Origin of the sequence: Paenibacillus fonticola DSM 21315 (assembly GCF_000381905.1) — a bacterium.
GTDB classification, from domain to species: Bacteria; Bacillota; Bacilli; order Paenibacillales; family Paenibacillaceae; genus Fontibacillus; species Fontibacillus fonticola.
In genome coordinates this window covers 35,180-55,301 of record NZ_KB907274.1, presented here as the reverse complement: position 1 = coordinate 55,301, position 20,122 = coordinate 35,180, and the positions used below count along the sequence as shown (strand labels likewise).

Genomic DNA, 20,122 nt, shown 5'->3' with positions numbered 1-20,122 from the left:
CACAGAAACGGATATTGTGGGAGTTTCTATTTTCCAACCTAATTATAATAAAGAAAGGAAGTACTACGGATGATATTCCTTGCTTGGATCATCGTGTCTATTGTTGCTTTGGCCATCTTGGTTTGTCTTATGATCTCTTTTATCGTGTCGCTGAAATTAACGCGTAATCATGTAAGAAAACCGATAAACGAATCGCCAGAAGACTACGGTCTCGATTTTGAGTTAATCTCCTTTCAAAGCAGAGATGATACTTCTTTGGAGGGATGGTTCATTCCGGCACAACAACCCAAAAACAGGACCATTATTTTTGCACACGGTTATCGGGGGAATCGCTTGGAAAAGAAATTACCTGCTTTAAAATTAGCAAAGGATTTGACGAAAAACGGTTTTCATGTCCTGCTGTTCGATTTTCGCAGCTGTGGGGAATCTAGCGGCAATGTGGCTACAATTGGTCTGTACGAACAGGAGGATCTATTGAGTGCGATTGCGTGGGTGAAAGCCAATCACCCTTCTTCGATTGGCCTGATTGGTTTTTCAATGGGCGCATCTACTGCTTTACTTGCGGCTGCCCGCGCGCCCGAAGTAGTTGGTGTAGTCGCGGATAGTCCTTTTGACGAATTATCTACCTATTTAACCGAAAAGTTTTACGTGTGGACAAAACTGCCGAGTTTCCCATTCACACCACTCACGCTTGCTTTTATAAGAATGCATGTAGGAAATGCCAAGAGGGTAAATCCAAGAAAAGCTTTAAAGAACATACATCCACGCCCCGTTTTATTTATTCATGGGGATCAGGATTATTCGATACCATATGAAAACAGTATACGTTTGCACGAAGCCTACAAGGAGCATTCGGAATTGTGGACGGTTTCTAATGCCGATCATGTTCAGGCATACAGATTAGATAGAGAAAAATATACGAAACGAGTTGTTCAATTTTTTGGTAACATAAAGTAAAGGAATAGCAATAGAAAGGAATAACAATGAATAATGCCATATTTTTAACCATGATTGTGTCAGCGATGATGATGTGCATGTTGCTCATCTATTCATTCTTACACTCGCAAAAACGCGGAGTCCGTTATTTTGCATGGGTTATGGTTTGTCGAGTTGTCTTTGGTTGTGGTGTCATTCTCGAATTGTATAGCAATGATGTAGCAATCAAGCTTTTTTTTCGGCAAATAGAACAGACAGCGCTTGCGATTACCGTCCCATTAGTTATTCTTTGTGTGCTAGATTTATATGCTAGGGATGAGTGGTTAAAATGGTATAAACAGCTCTTACTGCTGCTTTTTTTTATCGGATGGTCGGTGCTTATATGGACAAATCCCAAAACCCATTTAATATTTGAAACAGCTACACTCGTTAATGGCTACCTAGATGTGCCCAGGACTAGTCTAGCGATTGCCTTTAATATATTTTGTTATTTCATTTTGCTAACCTGTGTTTATTTTTTTATTATGTATTTGCGAAAGGCGAGGCCGGAGGTTCGTAAACCAGGCATTATCGTCATTTTACTCGCATCCATATCAGCCGTCATCGAAGTGGTTAAATTGGTATTCCCGGATTTATCGCAATGGTTGCTTCCCATTTCCGTTTATTGCGGTGTATTGGGCATTATTATGCTTTGGGTTATCTACAAAAATAAAATATTTACGATCGTGCCACTGGCAAGGGATTTTATAGTGGATACCATCCGAGAAGGGGTTTTGACTGTCGATCAAAAGGGAACGATCATTGACTGCAATATCTTTATACAGCCGTTGTTCGGGGAAAAAAACAGCAAATCAATTGTTGGAAAAGACGTGTCTGAATTTTTAAAAGATTGGCCCGAGTGGTTGGATGCGTGCAACGGTATGGTAGAGAAGTCGATAGAAGTAAAGAAAGAAATGGATGGCGAAGAGAAATATTTCATGGTTAAAGTGTATCCGCTCTATTCCAAAGGCGCTCGCTTAATGGGAACGGTCTCGATATTATTTGATGTAACAGAAAAGCAACAACGATTAGAAGAAATCGCACATCTTAATTTTATGAAAGATCAATTATTTACCCTTGTTTCTCACGACATTCGTGAGCCAATTGCTCTTCAGGTGAATTTGATCGAAATGCTAGAAGAAGAAAAGCAACTGTTCTCGTTGGAAACAGCGAAGCTGCTTGATTTTTTAAGTTCACAAATCCGTTCAACCTATATGACGGTTGGCAATGTGCTGGAATGGTTCCGTAATCAAAAAAATGACGTCTCGCTTAACCCTGAATCGTTGGCCTTAGTCGACCTTATTTATGAAGCTTATCGTATTCTGTCTATTAAAAGTAAGGCGAAAGATATTGACGTCGTAATTAAAGTTGACGAAGCTATCATTGTATATGTCGATCGAGAAGCGATTGTCATGGTACTTCGCAATTTACTTTCCAATTCGATTAAATTTTCCAACCGGGGGGCAATGGTTGAGGTTGCAGCCGAAAAGTATCAGGAAGGAAAAATCTTGATCACTATCCGCGATCAAGGTATTGGCATGTCTAAACAGCTGTTGGAGCAATTATTTACAGAAAGACAAGTCATCTCTACGATCGGAACCGAGGGGGAACGTGGGACAGGACTAGGTCTACAAGTCAGTTGCCAATTTGCGAAGATGAGTGGCGGAGATTTATGGATTGACAGCGTATTAGGGAAAGGCAGTGCCGTCCATCTTTCGTTGAGAGAAGGTGAAAAAGTTGAAGGTGATCATCATCGACGATGAACAAGCGATGCTCGTAATTATGCAAAGAATGTTAAGGAAAATAGAAAATGTAGAAATTATCGGTGGGTTTCAAAGTGTAAAAGACGCCCTTCTATTCACGCAAAATACAGTGGTCGATATCGCATTTGTTGATATTATGATTGCAGACGAAAGTGGATTAGAGCTTGCCAGGCAATTACGCGCTGGACAAAAAGATATGGAAATTGTATTTGTGACTTCTCATCGAGAATATGCGGTTGATGCTTTCGATACGTATCCGCTTGATTATATGGTTAAGCCCGTATCGCAAAAAAGATTGATACAAACCATTGAAAGGGCAAGAGAGAAAAATAGGAAGCTGCCTGAAAAGACGGATGTCAACCGACTAGTAGTGAAAGCATTAGGCGGTTTAGAGGTAAGTAGTGTGCAAGCAGGCAAAGTGAAGTTCATTTCAAAAAAGAGTCAAGAGTTATTTGCATTTTTACTTCTTGGGCGAGGTCGAGCGGTTTCAAGGGATAGAGTTATCGATGAAGTTTTTCCAGACATGCCATTAGAGAATGCGGTGGTTTACCTTAATACGGCCGTTTACCAGTTGCGAAAGGCATTGCAATCACATGGTTTAAAACCAATCGTCCGTACTTTCGACGAACAGTATATGTTAGAAATGACTCATATAGATGTGGACTTTATTTCATTCGAATCCTATGTTTACCGTGTGAAGGACTGGAATGAATTTACGGTTAAAGAAGCGCTCGAATGGGAAAAAAGATTTACTGGCGACTTGTATGAAAACAAATTTTATACGTGGGCCGTTCCAGAACAAGAAGGACTCGCGATACGCTATCACGATTTTGCTATAAGGCTAGTTCGCTGGCTTCTTGCCAATAATCAAGTAACCCAATCCATATTAATTGCTAGAAAGATCGTTTCGCGTAACGAATTGGACGAGGAAGCTAATGTGTTTTTAATGAAGGCTTACCGTACAGCAAAGGATTATCAATCTTTCCGAAGTCATTATGAGCATTTTATAAAAGTATATCAGAAAGAGATGGGAAGTCTTCCCTCCATAGGAGAGGAGATCTTGCCGTAAAACTGCCGCAAAAATTGGTGGTAAGGTGCAGTAAAGATAAGAGAGTAGATAACAAAGAGTATGCTAAATCATTGAATTTACGCGATTGTATGTGACTATAACAGAAGCCATTATTAATAATGGGATGTATGCCCGCATACAACACATGTGGAGTGTGTGCGTTGATAGTTAGGAGTAAAGAATAAGCAGAGGGGTTCGATAATCTGTAAAAGATACTCGGACTCCCATCTGCTTTTATTTCAATACGGTCAATTAGTTTGTGAAGTAATTCTGGAGTGAGTTCATTGAATGACATGAAGTCATCAAGGCTCTTTTTTAGTTCTGAGATGGTCGGGGAGCTTAAAAATATTACTTATTATGAATATTTCAAAGTGAATTACATATAACATAAAATCAATAAATCAGGGGTGTTCTTTAGCACAGTTTAACAGGTGAGAAAATAAAGGCGTAAGAGCCATGTAGACCTCTCTACATGGCTCTTATTGTAACTTACTAATCTTAGATTAATATCGTTTTACCGTGTATTAAATTTTTATTCCCAGTAAGGTATACCATTGAAAAGAAACGATTCATTCTTTACATAGGAATTAATTTCTCTATTGGCTAATTTACCAATATGGTCTGGTAGCCATTCATTAGAGTCTGGTAGACCCAGCCAAAAATTCATGGTTTCAAGTTGTCCAGCAATAAAAAAACCTTCTAATAACTCAATATGGTTTTCTGGTAACGGATGATATTTAGAATATGATGTAAGTAGCTGGTCTCTGAATGAAGGATGTATATATGAAAAAGTCCAGCCAAGATCAAATAAATAAAAACCAAAGCCACAAGCACCAAAATCGATAGGACTCGCTTCTTTGCCATGAAACACAAAATTACTTGGAATCAAATCCGCATGAATCATCTCCCAATTACTGGATGTTCTCTCGATAGAGTTCATCATATTAATTACACGTTGACCTGCATTCTGAAGAAGCTCTGTATCACCTGTATTAAGCAATCCTGCATTAGACTGCTCTTTAATCTTTTCAAGTGATTGCAATAAACGAGAGCCATCAAATGAAGGTCGCTCAAATAAACTTGGGGCTTTCCAAAATGATGATTGTCTATGTAATTTACCTATCATTTCGCCTACGTATCCAGCATCATCTAAAGTAGTAATGAATGGTTTCTGCTCACCTTCCACCCATTTTACTAAAGTACATTTTGTGCTATTTACATCTGTAATAAATTCCCCATGGATATTCTTAATTGGTGAAGGTAGAGTTAAATCTGTATCCAAGGATAAGGAGTGAAGCCAAACCATTTCTGAACGAATCACTTCTTGTTCAGTCCAAATACTTTCAAGGGTTTCGCTTTTTGATATATGTATGCGGAGACTATAACTGTTGTTTTCCAGGTCAGTGATTTTATAGATAATATTTGCACTCTGTCCAATAAAGTCAATCGATTTACATGTTATTGAGTAGTTATTTATTGCTTCCTTTGCAATACTCAAATTTTTATTCAATACCAAATCTCCCCTTGTTACAATTGTATAAAATTATAATAACACACCTATTTGTTGGAAATATGTAATGTTTGATTATATTTGATTTTAACTACTTAGTTCTTGATGAAGGGTGAATACAGCCACAACGGACAGTATAATTCAAGGAATGGAATTTACCTATAACGAAATCCGTTGTCGTTTTATTTCATCCTTCTTGAGAGCAATAAGTGCTAATATACATAAGTAGTGGAAAATAATAGCATGGTTGATCATTGAAATCCATGCGGACTAAAACAAAGAGGGTGTGGATATGTTTGTAACGATATCAGCAACAGTATTCTCTGCTTTGATCTCAATTACAATAATTTTCCAAATATTATTAGCGGCAGGAATGCCTTGGGGACGTTTTGCAATGGGCGGGAGGTTTCCTGGAAAGTTTCCAACAACGATGCGTATAGCCTCATTAATTCAGGTTATTATTCTATCAATCATTGGCTCAATAGTACTAATTAAGTCAGGTCTCATATTTCCTGGTTGGTCTTCGATCACAAAAGCTGCTATCTGGTTTGTTGTTGCTTTCTCGGTGATTGCTACAGTTCTGAACTTAATTACAAGAAGCGTTTGGGAAAGAAGAATATGGGCACCTGTATCTTTGCTAATGCTCATTACGAGTATTATCGTAGCCATTGGTTAATCGGCTGAATGGGAGGTGCGTTATCTGAAAAAGCATTTCCATGAAGGTCAAACTGAATGAATTGTGTTTTCTGTAAAATCATCGTGACTACATTGAACTAACGGGTACGATAGTTCAATAACCGAGAATATACCCCACCATCTAAAGAAATATCTGTTTTTACTTATATTTTCAAATAGATTTATAAAATGGGTAATTAAAGGAATTTCTATTTAAAATAACGAATTTATTATTAAAATTCATTTTACTAGGAGAGATAAAAATATTATTACAAAATGGTAAGTTATTAGTTCGTAAATTAGAATAGAAGGATAATCATATGTTAGCTAAATGGCTTTCTGACCCTTTAGTTCTTGAATACTATGAAGGAAGAGACAATTCCTTTGATTTAGAAAAGGTAAATAAGAAATTTTATCAGCGTAAAAACGGTGTAATCGGGTGTATTGTAGAATTTGAAAATGTTGAAATTGGATATATTCAATTTTATCAATTGGATAATGAGACAAGGAAATTATATGGGTATGTTAAATTTGCTAGATGGGTGCCCATTCCCTCCGCTGCGGTCAAGGTACACAGGTCACTCACTACGTTCGTGCCCTAATTATTTCTATCTTTATAAGAGATTAAAATAGGCTTTATCATTAGGGGAGCGGCGACCCGATCAATGCTCTCACTTAAGCCGGGTTCGTTAATGCAAGAACGTTATGCGCCATTACCGGTAAATATTAAAGATAATATTTAAGGAGATAATTTATGAAAGGTAAGATACTCTTATTATTATTTATTACGATAATGTTTTCATCTTGTCAAAATATTAGTCAATCGACTACTTTGAACAGCGAAACTAAATCAATAATGAATTCTGAACTGCCTCCTGATGTAGTGAGTACAGGTAATGGAACAGAATCAAAAGAAATAACTGAAGGTCGATCAGATCCTTCTAACAGTGAAGTGTTATCCATGAACATTGGGAACTATGATTTGACTGGAGAATTTTATGATGAAATGCTTCGAAATCCTATAGATCATGATTATGAAGTGGAATTTAATGAATTTCAAAATTCCAAAGAGATTATTACAACATTGGGATGGGGGGCTTTGGAAAGCAAATATACAGAGATTTGGGATAAAGAGTTGAATCAAATATATAAAAAGCTTCTCTCTAAGTTGGATAGAGAACCAAGAGAAGCACTAATTGAATCGCAGAAAGAATGGTTACAGTATCACTTAAGGGAAACAAAATTTGTAGAGAAGACATTCATTAATAATGGTTACCTTGGATCACAAGGATCGGTAAGCCTAGGCACGGTTATACGGGAGAGAATTAGGGAAAGAACAATGCAATTATTTGAATATCGATATTTGCTAGATGGTGAAGTTGAGTTTTTATACCAAATTAAAAAATAGAGTTGGAATCATGATCAAAGGTTTTTAGTTGATGCTTCGAAGACAGTAACGGCGCATAACACTGTATTCACGCTCCGGAATACCACCCCTTGGTTGTCAGATGTATAATCTAGGAAGAAGCTCAGACAACAAACGGCCCAGCCTAAGATAAGAGTAATCTAGGGCTGGGCGTTTTCGTTGGATTGGAATTTCCGCAATCCCTAGCTAATTCAACATGTAATCTTGTGATGAAAAGTTAAATTGTGCAACGTACACAAAATATTCCGCACATAAGCGGGAGGTTATCCATAACTATCACGAAATGCTTATTAGAGTAAAGTGGAGTGTCTAATATTGATGGTTCGTAAGGAATAGATGAGGTGTGACAGTTTAGCTCAAACGAATGGATTGTATAGTGTTGACTTAGCCCAATTGGAGTAATATGTTACTATTGAGACAGCATTCTATTCCGATGAAAATATATTTTAGTTTGAAAGTTATTTAGGAAGGAGAGACACTATGACAAGGTTCGAGATATGCTCTATGCAAAGTCTATTCTATGAACAACGGCGGTTGTTTGTATAGAGCTAATAATATAAATAACCGCTTAAATCCGGATAGTGATAATTGTTAAAGTGTAGACTTTGCCACCTTAAAATTTATCTATTTTAAGGAGCGGGGTTATCATGAAATATGTAAATGCCGACATCATCTTTCCAGAAGAATTACTGAATGAAATACAAAAGTATATAAATGGTGGATTGGTTTATGTCCCTAAATCAAAAGGTTTACGCAAAAAATGGGGAGAAAATTCAGGCAGCAGGGAAGTTTTGAATCTTAGAAACGATGAAATTCGGCAGAGATTTTTCGGTGGTGACACTATCGATCAACTTTCAGATCGATTTTGCCTTTCCAGCGATACTATTAAAAAGATCGTTTATTCAAAAAAATAGTTAAACAAAAGTCGCATTGGAAGAAATTCTAATGTGACTTTTTTGTGTAATGCATAGTTTAAATTGTTTACTACATATTTTTAAGCTATTACTAGCGTTACAATAACATATAAAAGAAGTAGTTGATTTTACTTAATAAAAACTGCAGGGGGATAACAAATGTATGATTTTTTTAGATTTGATACTGATGAAGAACGGCGGGCGTTATTAGTCAGAGCAAGGAAAGTCGCTTTATCAGCAATTCAACGGTATGACTTAGAATGGGATAGCATCCAATTTATTCAATTATCCGATACGATCACGTATAAAATTGAAACCAGTACAGATAACAATTATTTGCTTCGCATTCATTCGGACCGTTTGACCAGAGAGGAAATTCGTTCGGAACTCCTACTGTTACAAGAACTGAACAAATCGAAAGATCTAAATGTACCAGAAGGGATGGCAAGTTGTGATGGTAATTATGTATTGGACATCGATACCGAAATAGGATATAGGCGCCCTTATGTTACGATGATGCGGTGGATAGAGGGTGAACATGCAACAGGTGAATTTACGGATAGTCAAGCATATAATATGGGTGTATTAATAGGCAGGCTCCATGCAGCAGCAAATGATTTCAATTCACCTTCTGATTTTGTAAGACCTACTTGGGGAGTAGAAAGTTTTAAACGTGACATGGCTAAGTTGGAACGTTATTATGAACATTTTTTATCCAAAGAGGGATGGAAGCTATATCAAGATGCTGCTGAGAAGGTTGTATCCCAACTTACCACTATGCATCCAAGTGAACATAACTATGGGCTCATTCATGCTGATTTACATACCGGTAATATGGTTTTTAAGGATAATCAACCCTATCCGATTGATTTTGGAAGATGTGGGTACGGATATTATCTCTACGATATGGCAGGCACCATATTGGAGCTTTGGCCGAAGCATCGATGGATGCTTATCCAAGGTTATGAGAATATTAGGAAGTTGGAAACGGACTATATTCAGGATCTTGAATGCTTTTTCGTCATGTTCATGATTGAGAACTACTGCCATCACGCCTCTGATCCGAGAGAAACAGCCAGTTTAATCGATGAACAAAAATATGCCCAAGCATACATAAGAGAATATTTAAACGGTAATCCATTTTTATTTGAAGTGATCGAGCCTGTAAATATGGATTAACACTCACCGATAACGGGCAGTTTGGCGTGGTAAGAAAAGGATATTTTGAATCAGATGAAGAAGTAAGTCTTGTATCTGAAAAATAAGATAAGACAGGGGCAGTGGTTAGAACATGGATGATATCTATAAGTATTTGTTAGTTGCTTTTGAAGAAGCAGAGTTAGCAAAACAAGAAGGGACATTTCCAATTGGGGCCGTTTTAGTCGATAATACGACTGGATTGATTATTGCCCGTGAGCGAAATAGGGTTTTTTCAAGTTGTGACACAACGGGCCATGCTGAAGTTAATTTACTGCGAGCTGCCTCGGATCGATTAATAGACCTTAGTACAAAACAGTTTATTAATAACGATTATACGATTTACTCCACATGTGAACCATGCCCAATGTGTACCTGTACCATCTTATTGTCGGGCATAAAAAAAGTTGTATGGGCAGCAAATGATAATACATTTGGAGCTGCCAGGAAGTTTAAAGAAGGACCTCATTTCAGTGAATACTTTGATACAATCTCATATTTAGCTACACCATATCCTGAACTTGAGTTAAAGCAAAGGAGTATGATTGCTGATTTTTACACAAGTAGAGGCTATGTCGATACAGAGTGGCATAAAGAACTTTCATGAATTATTTTTACTCAGCTAACGGGGAACGATAGTTCAATAAGCATATACCCACCAGCAAATGGTGGGTTTTTTTCCGCTAAGCTAACTGGCAGGATAGTTCAATCGTTTTCTCGAATATATTCTGCGTTGCTACTTAATCTTCCTGACCTACCCCACCCTATATTGGAAAAACTTATCCAAATCCTTTTTTGGATAGCTATTTATTGCATTATCATCAAAGAAGAAAATGTAATAAATAGAGTCTTATCCACCTATCTCTTGCACCTTTATCATGAACAAGGCCTTTGGCAGATTGAAGGTTTTGACTTAAAGGATAGAAAGAGGCAGATTTTCCTTCCACAATATCATCGATGTCAAACCATACCCAACAAAAAAAGATTAGGCTTGAGGAAAAGGTAATATATGGTTGTATAGTTTTTGTATAGATCGTTGTATTAGAATTCCCGGATACGCTATGTATAAACTTAGCGTATTCTGTTCTTTACAGTATAAGATTGGCGAAGATAGTAGACGGAGAGGGGGAGTATAGTTACTAAGCATTGATCACCGCCCGCACATACACGGAGATTGCTCGGTCGGTCATCTAGGAACTCCGCAAGATTTCGAAGAACTTAAGGGCCGCCTGAGTCAAGCATAGCATATGTCTATTCGTTTGTGCACTATATTGGGCAGATGATCTTGCTGTCGATAGAACTCGGGAATGGAGGAGAATCTAGGAATGAAACGAAAACGGAGTGCAAGCAAATCTGTGCTGTCATTCTGCCTAGCGATTATGCTTATTTTACAAATGTTCTCTGCTCCTGTGTTTGCGGAGAGCATGCTAGGCGATTCTGGGTCAGTAACAGTCAGTGAAGACGGCTCGCCTGAAGCGGCCGAACCGTCGGTAACTGAGGCTGTGTACGATGTGCAGGCCGCCGTCCCGATGGCCTTAACGGCAGGTCCAGCGGACAAAACGGCGATTCTCATGGGAGTAAACGACCCTTTTCCGCTGGAGGTGGTGCAGAGTAACCAAACGGTTGCTCCCGGCGGCATCATAGAGGGTAGACAGCCATTCACGCTCAAGTCGGAAGGACTTAAGCTGCCAGTGAATGGTGATGACGCTGATCCGACTAATGCGGATCCAGACTTATACATTCAGAAGGGCGACTGGATCGAACTAAAAAGGGATGACTACTTCAAGGAAGTGGTGTTGCCAACAGCAACCAAAACCTTGATGGCAACAACTGAATTTGGTGCGAAACAGCTTGGCATTGCCTATTTCACCCCGAATAGCATCAAGATTGTGTTTAATGGCGACGATTGGTTTTTCAATGGTATTGGACGAGCGGTTACTTTTGGCTTTGAAACTACCGCTAATTCGGATGTAACAGGCTTAGTGTATGGCGAGTCAAAGCCTATCTCTATTTTCGGGGGAGCTTACCAGCTGAAAAACCCAGATGTCACGCCCGCATACAGCATCACACTGGCTTCGCCGGGAATGGTCAGGTGGGATCAGTATAGCTATCGCGGAATTCAACACGAGCAATTTGTTGAGGGTGCGATTACTTGGCAATCAACCGTATCTGCTTTCGATAAGTTTGATACAGCAATCAAGCTGCCGCTCGACGGGATGAAGTTTTTTACGGACCCTGCATCTTATAATACTAGCAATGGTAATGTCCGCGGTATCTATATGCCTGGTTCCTTCAAGGTGAACGAGATTGCGGTAGTGCCGGATATCGACGTCGACGGCAAGCTGAGCTACATCTTTCCGCCGGGCACCGGTATAGATCCGAAGGTTGAGTTTAAGACGTGGATTCCAAAGGAAGGTTACTATTACGAGTACAAGAATCCACCGGGGAATCTTGGTCGTAGCTATCGGGACATGAACGGTATAGTGAGATTAAAACAAAGCGATGATACTGTTTTAGTGAGTGCAGGTCAAGAGATTTCCTTTGCTCCAGACTGGATTCAGACCGCAGGCTCGCTGGACCACGAGAATCAGATCATCACATGGACCACCGATGTCAATAGTAAGTACAACAAGAAGGGACTAAAAAACTTTACCATCACAGATGTGCTGCCCACAGGCCTCGAGTTCATGTCAGCGACATATCAGACATGGGAGGACGGTTTTACATCTGGTCCAGAACCGATTGATCCGGATGAAAACGGCGTATACTCCTTCGGGGATATTAATGGGCGCCTTCAACTGGTGATTAAGTCCAAAATTATAAGCGGATCCGACTTCACCAATGAACCACGCGCCAACTGGGATTTGGAGACCAAGGACGCGAACGGAAACGCCTTACAGAACAATGATGTTAAAACCGGTACCAGACCCAATGCGGTAACCGACGAGGCGAGAATCATCGTTGGGGCGCACACGTTCACAAAAGCAGGCTCTATTTCGATGGCGGATTATAACCTAGGCAGCATCACCTGGACTGTCAATCTAACACCACAGTATGCCCTGCCAAATGCCGCGGTATACGATGTGCTGATCCATGGCGGAGATTTAAATGTCTTGGACAACGCTGTGGATGAAACCAGCGAGGTGAGCGCGGAAACGATTGCGAAAATCAAAGCAAAAGTTAATACTTCGCAGCTTTGGAAGAAGTATCAGGATGGAACCTTGAAGGGCGTGACCAATGCAGCGGGTTTGAACATGAAGGCTATTCCTTTAACCGTGAACGGTGAAGTGGTGGCGGATTTGATCAAGGTGACCGGATACAACACCGACAAAGCTACATCCTTCAGTTTCCGTGCACTTGAAACCAACCTGAATGTCCTCTTCAAGCAGGATATTAACGCAGGGAAAACAAGCTGGAATCGGGCTTTGCTCTTTGACGGCGAAACCATAAAAGAAGCCCAAAACAGTACAAACCTTCACCTGCGTATGCTGAATAAGGATATGCTCTTTGCTTCGAAGCCATTGAAAGCAGATGGTACACTTGAGAATGTTACCCCGAATAACGTCGGCAGCTACATTAGAAACGATAGCAATGAAGCCTGGACGATTTCGGCCTATGACCGTACAACCAAGACCGTCACCTTCCGTCTAGGCGTCAATATGCCGGGCTACAACACGGTCGAAATGGCGAGAGACGGCGGAAATCGGGTTATCACCAATGTGAAGCTGGTAGATACCTTGCCAGAGGGCTGGGAATTTGTGCCGTTTTCTGAGGGCAAAGATTTTGAGCTTTGGAAAGGCTATTCGGATAATGGTAGTGGTACCGAATATGGCGTCAGAAACGACGCCAGAACGATTATTGAACCAGGCACTAATGCTCATGTAGTAAATTTCTCCCATAGCGGCAACGTAGGCACCTTCACCTTCTCTGAGCTGGAAGGCCCTTATGTCATTCTAGTGAAGGCAAGACCTTCCAATGCAGCTCTGGAAAAATATTTAGAGGAATATACTACAAACGGCACAGACAGGCAGGTACTGTATAACAAAGCCGACCTGCATATGACCTGGGGCGGTGCGGAAAAGGTCGTCACCGAGCAGCGCAAAGTTATTGTACCTATTCAGACCCTGGGCAAGTCGGTAACTAAGCCAGTTCCAGGGGTGCTTGAATGGACAGTGAACTATACCCCGCCATTCAACATGAAGCAGGATGTTTATTTGCAGGATACCCTGGGTGCAGGTATGAATCTGCGCTATGATGTAGACGGAAAGCTTGTGCTGACAGCGCCTAGTATGGCAGTTTATCCCGCTAAAATAACTGCTAGCGGTGCTCTGGAACGAGAGGGTGCAGCACTTGACCTAAGCGACCCGAATGCTGAAGTTCAGGTAGAAGCTGCACCAGGTGCGGGAGGCACCACAGTTCTAAAATTCAAAATGGACGACCCTAATAAGTTTTACCAGTTTGTATACCAAACAGAGGTTGACCCATCTAAAGCGAAAGCCGGAGACAAAATGGGCAACGAGGTAAAGCTGATTGGCGATGATAAGCTGAAATCTGTCACTGCCAGAAGCGAAAGCACGCTGGACAGTTCAGACGTAGCCGGCGCGTCTGACTCCAATGCCCTGCTGCCCCTGAAAAAGGTAAATCCCGATGGTGATCCGCTGAAGGACGTAGAATTTACGCTGTATAAGAAAGACGGCGGAGCACAAGTCGCCAAAGGAAAAACCGGGAATGATGGCAAGCTTAATCTGCTATTCCCGGAACCAGGGTATTATGAGTTGAAGGAAACCTATATTGACACAACGACATGGTTACCGACTACAAGAATTTATCAGGTGTATGTAGGAAATACGCCCGGCAAGCCGATCTGGGTGGACGGCGTAAAAGTAACCAGTCAGGATCCGCTCGTTGTCCCTACCCCTGCCCAAGGCAAGCTGACGATCAGCAACACTGTGGTGGGCAACGGTAGCGATCCGGACAAGGATTTCGAATACACCGTTACTTTCGAAGGTGAGGGCGAGGACGGAGAATACACCTATACCTATAAGGTGTCTGACGGTACAACCGGCATCGGCAAGATCAATAGCGGAGGCAAGATCCTCCTCAAGCATGGGGAATCTGTTGTGCTGCCGGCTTTGCCTGCGGGTATGGTCTATACGGTAGCCCAGACGGATTATACCGCCGATGGTTACACGACTGCCCCGGGGAATAAGCAATACTCTGGCACAATCGTGAATAAAGGCGACCACAAGGCGGATTTCGTCAACGAGCGATACGTTAATGATCTGATCGTCAGCAATACCGTCACGGGGGACGGCGCAGAACCGGACAAGCCGTTTAAGTACACGGTGACCTTTGACGGTACAGGCAAGGGTCAAACCTACAATTATGAGCATTCCGATGGCACGAAGGGTACGGTCAAATCCGGCGCTTCTTTCGAGCTCAAGCATGGTGAGACCTTTAAAATTAAGGATCTTCCAGAGAATTTGAAGTATACGATCATCCAGGAAGGTTACAAGAACGATGGCTACGCGACCATCCCTGTGGAATTGTCTGATGAGGGAGTCATGGCGCGCGCTGATCGCGAAGCGGATTTCGCCAATGAACGGACCGTCAACAAGCTGACGATCAGCAACACGGTCATGGGCAACGGCGGCGACAAGACGAAGGCGTTCGAGTACACCGTCATCTTTGAGGATGCAGGAAAGGATGGAAGCTACTCTTACGAGAAGTCGGATGGCGACCAAGGTACGATCAAGTCCGGCGGTACCTTCATACTCAAGCATGGAGAGACACTGGAAATTGTGGGTCTGCCTAAGGATCTGAAATACACAGTGACTCAAAAGGACTACACAGCCGACGAATACGCGACCATTCCTGAGGATCGGTATTATACCGGAATCATGGAGGGCAAAGATGAAGAGGCCTCATTCACGAACGTGCGAGTCTTGGAGGGCGGCCTGCTCATCAGCAACACGGTTAAAGGCAAAGACGAAGACAAGAGAAAGCTGTTCAAGTATACGGTTACCTTCACAGGCGAGGGAGCGAACAAATCCTACTCCTATGAGAAGTCGGACGGCAGCAAGGGCACGATCAAGAGCGGAGACACCTTCGAGCTTACAGATGGCCAGACGCTCGTTGTGCAAGGACTTCCGACGTATCTCCAGTATACGGTGACCCAGGATGATTATACGCAGGACGGCTATATAACGGATCCTAAAAGTCTCGTTCGCACAGGCGCAATTCCGGAGAAACAAGTGGCCGAAGCACACTTTGTCAATACCCGTCCGTATCTGGAAGGCGTGCTGCGTGACAATAACACAGGCGAAGTCATTCCGAATGCGAAAATTATCGTGACGAACAAGAAGACGAACGAACAGCAGACAATTTGGACGAGCGAGAAGGGTGAATATTCGATCCCTGCCCAGGCGGATACCGATTATACGATCACGTATACGAAGCTGTATCAGGTAGGCGGGAAGGTTGTCCCAGTCGAGTTCACTCAGAAGGCCAATGTGGACAGCAGCGTGACGGACGAGACCGTTCCGGCGGACATTACGGCGGTAGGGATCGTTATGTTCAAGCAGCTGGATGGAACAACAGAGCTATTCAACGGTTCGTTTACCAGCAATATGTACATCTATTTGAAGGACAAAGACGGCAATTATATTAAGGAGAACGGCCATCCCAAGCCGTTTCCGATGGCTTCGAACGGTACCTTCTCCGTGGAAGGACTAAGCGAGCAGAAGTACACCATGGAAGTTCGCTATAAAGCTGAGACCGGCGAGGAACTGCTCTTCAAAGTGACGCAGCTGGACGTGAAAGCTAACGGAGAGCTGAATATTTCCGAGGAATTGGTTGACCCTTACGGTACGGTTTATGATGAAACGACAGGAGATGCCATCACTGGCAAGAAAATTGACGGAGCCAAAGTTACACTGTATTATGCGGATACACAGCGGAATAGAGATAACGGCCGCATTCCGGATACGAAAGTAACGCTTCCTCCGGTTCCGAATTTTCCGCCACACGATAACGAGAGCCCAGAGCAGGATAGCGACGCAAATGGCTTCTACGCGTACATGGTGTTTCCTGAAGCGGATTACTATCTGATCGTAACGAAGGACGGCTACGAGACGCACAGGAGCGATACGATTTCTGTCGATTTTGACATTGTAAGATACGACGTGCCAATGAAGCCAATCCGTTCCGGTGGCGGCTCCGGCGGTAATTCTGGAGGCAGCTCCGGCGGCAACTCCGGCAACGGTAACAGCGGAACCAATGGCAACAACGAAACTGGCAACGGTAACAGCGGAACCGACAATGGTAACAACGAAACCGGCAACGGTAACAGCGGAACCGACAATGGTAACAACGAAACCGGCAACGGTAACAGCGGAACCGACAATGGTAACAACGAAACCGGCAACGGTAACAGCGGAACCGACAATGGTAACAACGAAACCGGCAACGGTAACAGCGGAACCGACAATGGTAACAACGAAACCGGCAACGGTAACAGTGGAACCGACAATGGTAACAACGAAACCAGCAACGGTAACAGCGGAACTGGCAACGGTAACAGCGGAACCGACGACGGTAACAACGGAACCGACAACGGTAACGACGAGCTGGATAATGTTCCGAAAACAGGAGATAACAGCATATCGCCAATCTTCTATATGGCTTTGGCTCTAATGTCCTTGATTGTAATCGGGTTCTGTTTGCTTGGCACCAAGAAGAAAAAACAAATTTAGTAACAGGAAAGGCGGTAAGAAAATGAGCAATATTAAAAAAATTCTTATCGCCTTTTCCACTATTCTGCTGGTTTTTTCTCTCGTCAATGTGGCGAGAATTCTCCTACGTGATTATGAGGAACATCGGCAAATGAAGGAACTGATAGAAATTTGGGGAAATGGCGAGGGTGCTGCAACACCCTCACCTTTTATAACGAAAAAGGATGAGCCGGTCATGCTCCCCGAATTTCAAGAGCTTTACAATAGAAACTCGGACATCGTCGGTTGGCTGAAGATTGACGGCACTCGAATTGATTACCCGGTTATGCAGAACCAACAGGATGCCCAATACTATCTCAATCACGATTTCAATAAAAAGAAAAACAAAAACGGACTCCCATTTTTGGATGAACACAATCAGATAAACGGTTCAGACATTTTGTTGATTCACGGACATCACATGAAAAACGGCGTGATGTTTGCAGATTTGATGAAGTACAAGAAAGAAAGCTATTATAAAGATCATGCTACGATTCGGTTCAGTACACTGTATGAGAAGGAAGAATATGAAATTGTTGCCGTTATTCTCTCAAAGGTTTATCTTAAAACGGACGACGTTTTTAAATACTACGAGATTGAGAAAGTAGGAACATCCGCCGAGTTTGACTCGTATATACAGAACATCAAAAAACTTGCTCTTTACGACACGGGCGTGACAGCCCGGTATGGCGACAAGCTTATTGTTCTGTCTACGTGTGAATACTCTACCGAAGAAGGCCGGTTAGCGGTGGTCGCCCGAAAGCGTACATAACGATGTTGAAATACGGAGTCAAACTGCTTCATATCGCGTTCTCCCTTGGAGGACGTGATTTTTTTGAATATGTTTAACTTTTTCACGATAGAGCTGGATCTCACTGTTCCGCAGGTGGGCCCGACTCTCCATGCCGGTTATTGACGATGAGGACTATTTAGTAAGGACTGATACAAGGTAGACAAAGGGAATTGGGGAATACATAACAGCATCAGTACTAATTGACGGGCAGTTAATTGCAGGGAAATGGTGGGAATTTGTCGAAATAGATCATCACGAATATGAAAAAAAGAAGGTGTACAGAGATGTCGGACAATTGGAATACTTATTTTTCTGTCATAGATAATAAACCAGCTTCATTCTTATTGGATTTGGAGCCCTGGAAAAATGGTGAAAACGAACAGTATGTCTATTTGTACAAGTTAAGCGTTACACTAAAAGACCCGAATGAAGATGGAGTTACTACCAATAAAGAAGCTGAAGCTTTGTATGCAATTGAGGATTCAATAAATGATTCCATAGATAGTAACTATTTGTTTGTTGGAAGGGTAACCACCGATGGCAGAAGGGATTTTTTTTACTATACGGAAACTACAGATGTCGAAAAATTAAAGAGGCTTGCAGTACAATTTCTTGAAACTTATGAGTACAGCATAAACCGTATTGAAGAACAGAAGCCAAGGGATTTCTATTATGAGTTTCTATTTCCGAATAAATCCAACCGGCAACGTATGATGAATAGACAGGTAATTGAAAACCTAAGCGGCCATGGTGATACTCTGAAAAAAGCAAGAGAGGTGAATCATTGGATCTACTTCGCGAATGCAGAGTCACGTAATCGTTTCAAAGAGATCGTTCAAAGAAACGGATTTCAAATTGAAAATCAGGTTGATAAGGATGATAAGTTTTCGTTAATAATTAGCAGAAAAGACCTTGTCCACTTTCACGCGATCAGCGAAGTAACCGATTATTTAGTATCTACCGCACAAGAATATGGTGGAGAGTATGATGGTTGGGAAACTAAAGTAATAAAAGAAAAGGATAGTTTTCAAAAGAGATTGAAAAGGATTTTCAAGTTGCAGGAGTAACCAGTGCTGCTCACTATTAGTCTGGAGCGGACTTAATTCGGGATACTGACGAAAAATAGAGATTAACTAATGAAATAGTGAAAGCCTGTGGTCTAATTCTCCACAGGCTTTTTTGAGTTAAGTTTTGCTAACATTTAGTGTTGATTTTTCCGTTAAATTAATTGGCAGGATATTGCAATCGTTTCTCGAATACTTCTGAGGTTGGATAATTTTATAAATTTTGTGATTATAACGTTATCTGAAAATACGCAATCTTATAGGTGAGGGTGATTCGTTTGAAGCAAGGAATCATTGTATTGATGAACGGAACTTCAAGCTCAGGAAAGACTAGTATTTCTATGGAAATGATCAATCAGAAAGAGGTTTTTTTTCATCATTTATCAATAGATGATTTTTTTCATAATTTCAATGAATTTATTGATAATAAATTTCCAGATATTAAACCTACAAGAGAAGTTGATGATCAAGTTGTCGCACAAATCATTTTTGATCCCATAAACTCAATGTACTATTCGACAATTAAATTGTTTTCAGAAATGGGTTTGAATGTAATAGTAGATACCGTAATCGACAATGACAAGCGGTTTAATGAGTGTCTTGATATATTTTTTGATCATCCTACATTGTTTGTAGGTGTCATATGCTCGAAAGAAGAACTCATTAGAAGAGAACAAATAAGGGGAGATCGACGGATTGGACTAGCAAGTTCCCAGTTTGAAAAAGTATATAGCTTTAATGAATATGACCTTGAGGTAAATACGGAAGAGTTGAATCCAACAGAATGTGCCGAAAAGATATTAAATTTTATTAAGTCCAATAAGGATTATTCCGTATTTGAGAACTTAAGTAAAAGAAATGTTAGTGTTTCATAGAAGGTGTATCATAGATCCTAGCCTAAAGGCGGGGTTCAGACACTCCCTAAGACGGTTATGACATCCGAATAAGGCGGTTATAATAGGAT

14 protein-coding genes are annotated in these 20,122 nt (G+C 41.3%); 13 read left to right on the top strand and 1 reads right to left on the bottom strand.

Annotated elements, in window-relative coordinates:
* Window positions 1-69: 69 nt before the first annotated feature.
* From G358_RS0124140 to G358_RS0124130, 3 genes are read left to right on the top strand one after another with little or no spacing between them, the layout of a single operon-like run.
* Window positions 70-957 (top strand): alpha/beta hydrolase, encoded by an 888-nt coding sequence (locus G358_RS0124140; protein WP_019639837.1) that lies wholly within the window; start codon window positions 70-72, stop codon window positions 955-957.
* Between the two features lie 26 nt (window positions 958-983).
* Entirely contained in the window at window positions 984-2,738 is a 1,755-nt protein-coding gene (locus G358_RS0124135) for a sensor histidine kinase (protein ID WP_019639836.1), read from the top strand.
* Entirely contained in the window at window positions 2,719-3,807 is a 1,089-nt protein-coding gene (locus tag G358_RS0124130) for a response regulator (RefSeq protein WP_240480104.1), read from the top strand. Before G358_RS0124135 ends, G358_RS0124130 begins: the two co-directional genes overlap by 20 nt.
* A 532-nt stretch (window positions 3,808-4,339) precedes the next feature.
* Here G358_RS0124130 and G358_RS0124125 read toward each other — a convergent pair.
* Window positions 4,340-5,317, bottom strand: coding sequence for a phosphotransferase enzyme family protein (locus tag G358_RS0124125; protein ID WP_019639834.1), 978 nt, complete (start codon window positions 5,315-5,317; stop codon window positions 4,340-4,342).
* A gap of 292 nt (window positions 5,318-5,609) precedes the next feature.
* On the opposite strand from G358_RS0124125, the gene G358_RS0124120 reads away from it, so the two are divergent.
* The 10 genes from G358_RS0124120 (at window position 5,610) to G358_RS0124075 (ending at window position 20,033) form a co-directional block, all read left to right on the top strand.
* Window positions 5,610-5,993, top strand: a complete 384-nt coding sequence (locus G358_RS0124120) for a hypothetical protein (RefSeq protein ID WP_019639833.1) — start codon at window positions 5,610-5,612, stop codon at window positions 5,991-5,993.
* A 319-nt stretch (window positions 5,994-6,312) separates the two neighbouring features.
* Window positions 6,313-6,594, top strand: a complete 282-nt coding sequence (locus tag G358_RS31425; RefSeq protein WP_019639832.1) for a hypothetical protein — start codon at window positions 6,313-6,315, stop codon at window positions 6,592-6,594.
* 152 nt (window positions 6,595-6,746) lie between these two features.
* The gene (locus tag G358_RS0124110; protein WP_019639831.1) at window positions 6,747-7,400 is read left to right on the top strand and encodes a lysozyme inhibitor LprI family protein; all 654 of its coding nucleotides are present in this window, start codon (window positions 6,747-6,749) and stop codon (window positions 7,398-7,400) included.
* Window positions 7,401-8,065: 665 nt separating this feature from the next.
* Window positions 8,066-8,332, top strand: a complete 267-nt coding sequence (locus G358_RS0124105; RefSeq protein WP_019639830.1) for a CD3324 family protein — start codon at window positions 8,066-8,068, stop codon at window positions 8,330-8,332.
* Window positions 8,333-8,491: 159 nt separating this feature from the next.
* A complete protein-coding gene (locus tag G358_RS0124100; RefSeq protein ID WP_019639829.1) occupies window positions 8,492-9,511 on the top strand; it encodes a phosphotransferase enzyme family protein in 1,020 nt (339 codons plus the stop codon).
* A gap of 112 nt (window positions 9,512-9,623) precedes the next feature.
* A complete protein-coding gene (locus G358_RS0124095; RefSeq protein ID WP_019639828.1) occupies window positions 9,624-10,136 on the top strand; it encodes a nucleoside deaminase in 513 nt (170 codons plus the stop codon).
* Between the two features lie 718 nt (window positions 10,137-10,854).
* Window positions 10,855-17,283, top strand: coding sequence for a DUF7601 domain-containing protein (locus tag G358_RS30800; protein WP_019639827.1), 6,429 nt, complete (start codon window positions 10,855-10,857; stop codon window positions 17,281-17,283).
* A gap of 22 nt (window positions 17,284-17,305) precedes the next feature.
* Complete coding sequence (gene srtB / locus G358_RS0124085) at window positions 17,306-18,073, top strand: class B sortase (protein ID WP_019639826.1); 768 nt, start codon at window positions 17,306-17,308, stop codon at window positions 18,071-18,073.
* Between the two features lie 305 nt (window positions 18,074-18,378).
* Window positions 18,379-19,161 carry a DUF695 domain-containing protein gene (locus G358_RS30795; protein WP_019639825.1) on the top strand — a complete coding sequence of 261 codons (783 nt, stop codon included), beginning with the start codon at window positions 18,379-18,381 and terminating at the stop codon, window positions 19,159-19,161.
* A 275-nt stretch (window positions 19,162-19,436) separates the two neighbouring features.
* The gene (locus tag G358_RS0124075) at window positions 19,437-20,033 is read left to right on the top strand and encodes a chloramphenicol phosphotransferase CPT family protein (protein WP_019639824.1); all 597 of its coding nucleotides are present in this window, start codon (window positions 19,437-19,439) and stop codon (window positions 20,031-20,033) included.
* The last annotated feature ends 89 nt before the right edge of the window (window positions 20,034-20,122 follow it).

What these genes read in the sequence shown, in the direction of transcription:
- G358_RS0124120 (WP_019639833.1), top strand. Translation starts at nt 5,610, where the DNA reads ATGTTTGTAACGATATCAGCAACAGTATTCTCTGCTTTGATCTCAATT.
- G358_RS30800 (WP_019639827.1), top strand. Translation starts at nt 10,855, where the DNA reads ATGAAACGAAAACGGAGTGCAAGCAAATCTGTGCTGTCATTCTGCCTA.
- G358_RS0124100 (WP_019639829.1), top strand. Translation starts at nt 8,492, where the DNA reads ATGTATGATTTTTTTAGATTTGATACTGATGAAGAACGGCGGGCGTTA.
- G358_RS0124095 (WP_019639828.1), top strand. Translation starts at nt 9,624, where the DNA reads ATGGATGATATCTATAAGTATTTGTTAGTTGCTTTTGAAGAAGCAGAG.
- srtB (WP_019639826.1), top strand. Translation starts at nt 17,306, where the DNA reads ATGAGCAATATTAAAAAAATTCTTATCGCCTTTTCCACTATTCTGCTG.
- G358_RS0124105 (WP_019639830.1), top strand. Translation starts at nt 8,066, where the DNA reads ATGAAATATGTAAATGCCGACATCATCTTTCCAGAAGAATTACTGAAT.
- G358_RS0124140 (WP_019639837.1), top strand. Translation starts at nt 70, where the DNA reads ATGATATTCCTTGCTTGGATCATCGTGTCTATTGTTGCTTTGGCCATC.
- G358_RS0124110 (WP_019639831.1), top strand. Translation starts at nt 6,747, where the DNA reads ATGAAAGGTAAGATACTCTTATTATTATTTATTACGATAATGTTTTCA.
- G358_RS30795 (WP_019639825.1), top strand. Translation starts at nt 18,379, where the DNA reads ATGTCGGACAATTGGAATACTTATTTTTCTGTCATAGATAATAAACCA.
- G358_RS0124135 (WP_019639836.1), top strand. Translation starts at nt 984, where the DNA reads ATGAATAATGCCATATTTTTAACCATGATTGTGTCAGCGATGATGATG.
- G358_RS31425 (WP_019639832.1), top strand. Translation starts at nt 6,313, where the DNA reads ATGTTAGCTAAATGGCTTTCTGACCCTTTAGTTCTTGAATACTATGAA.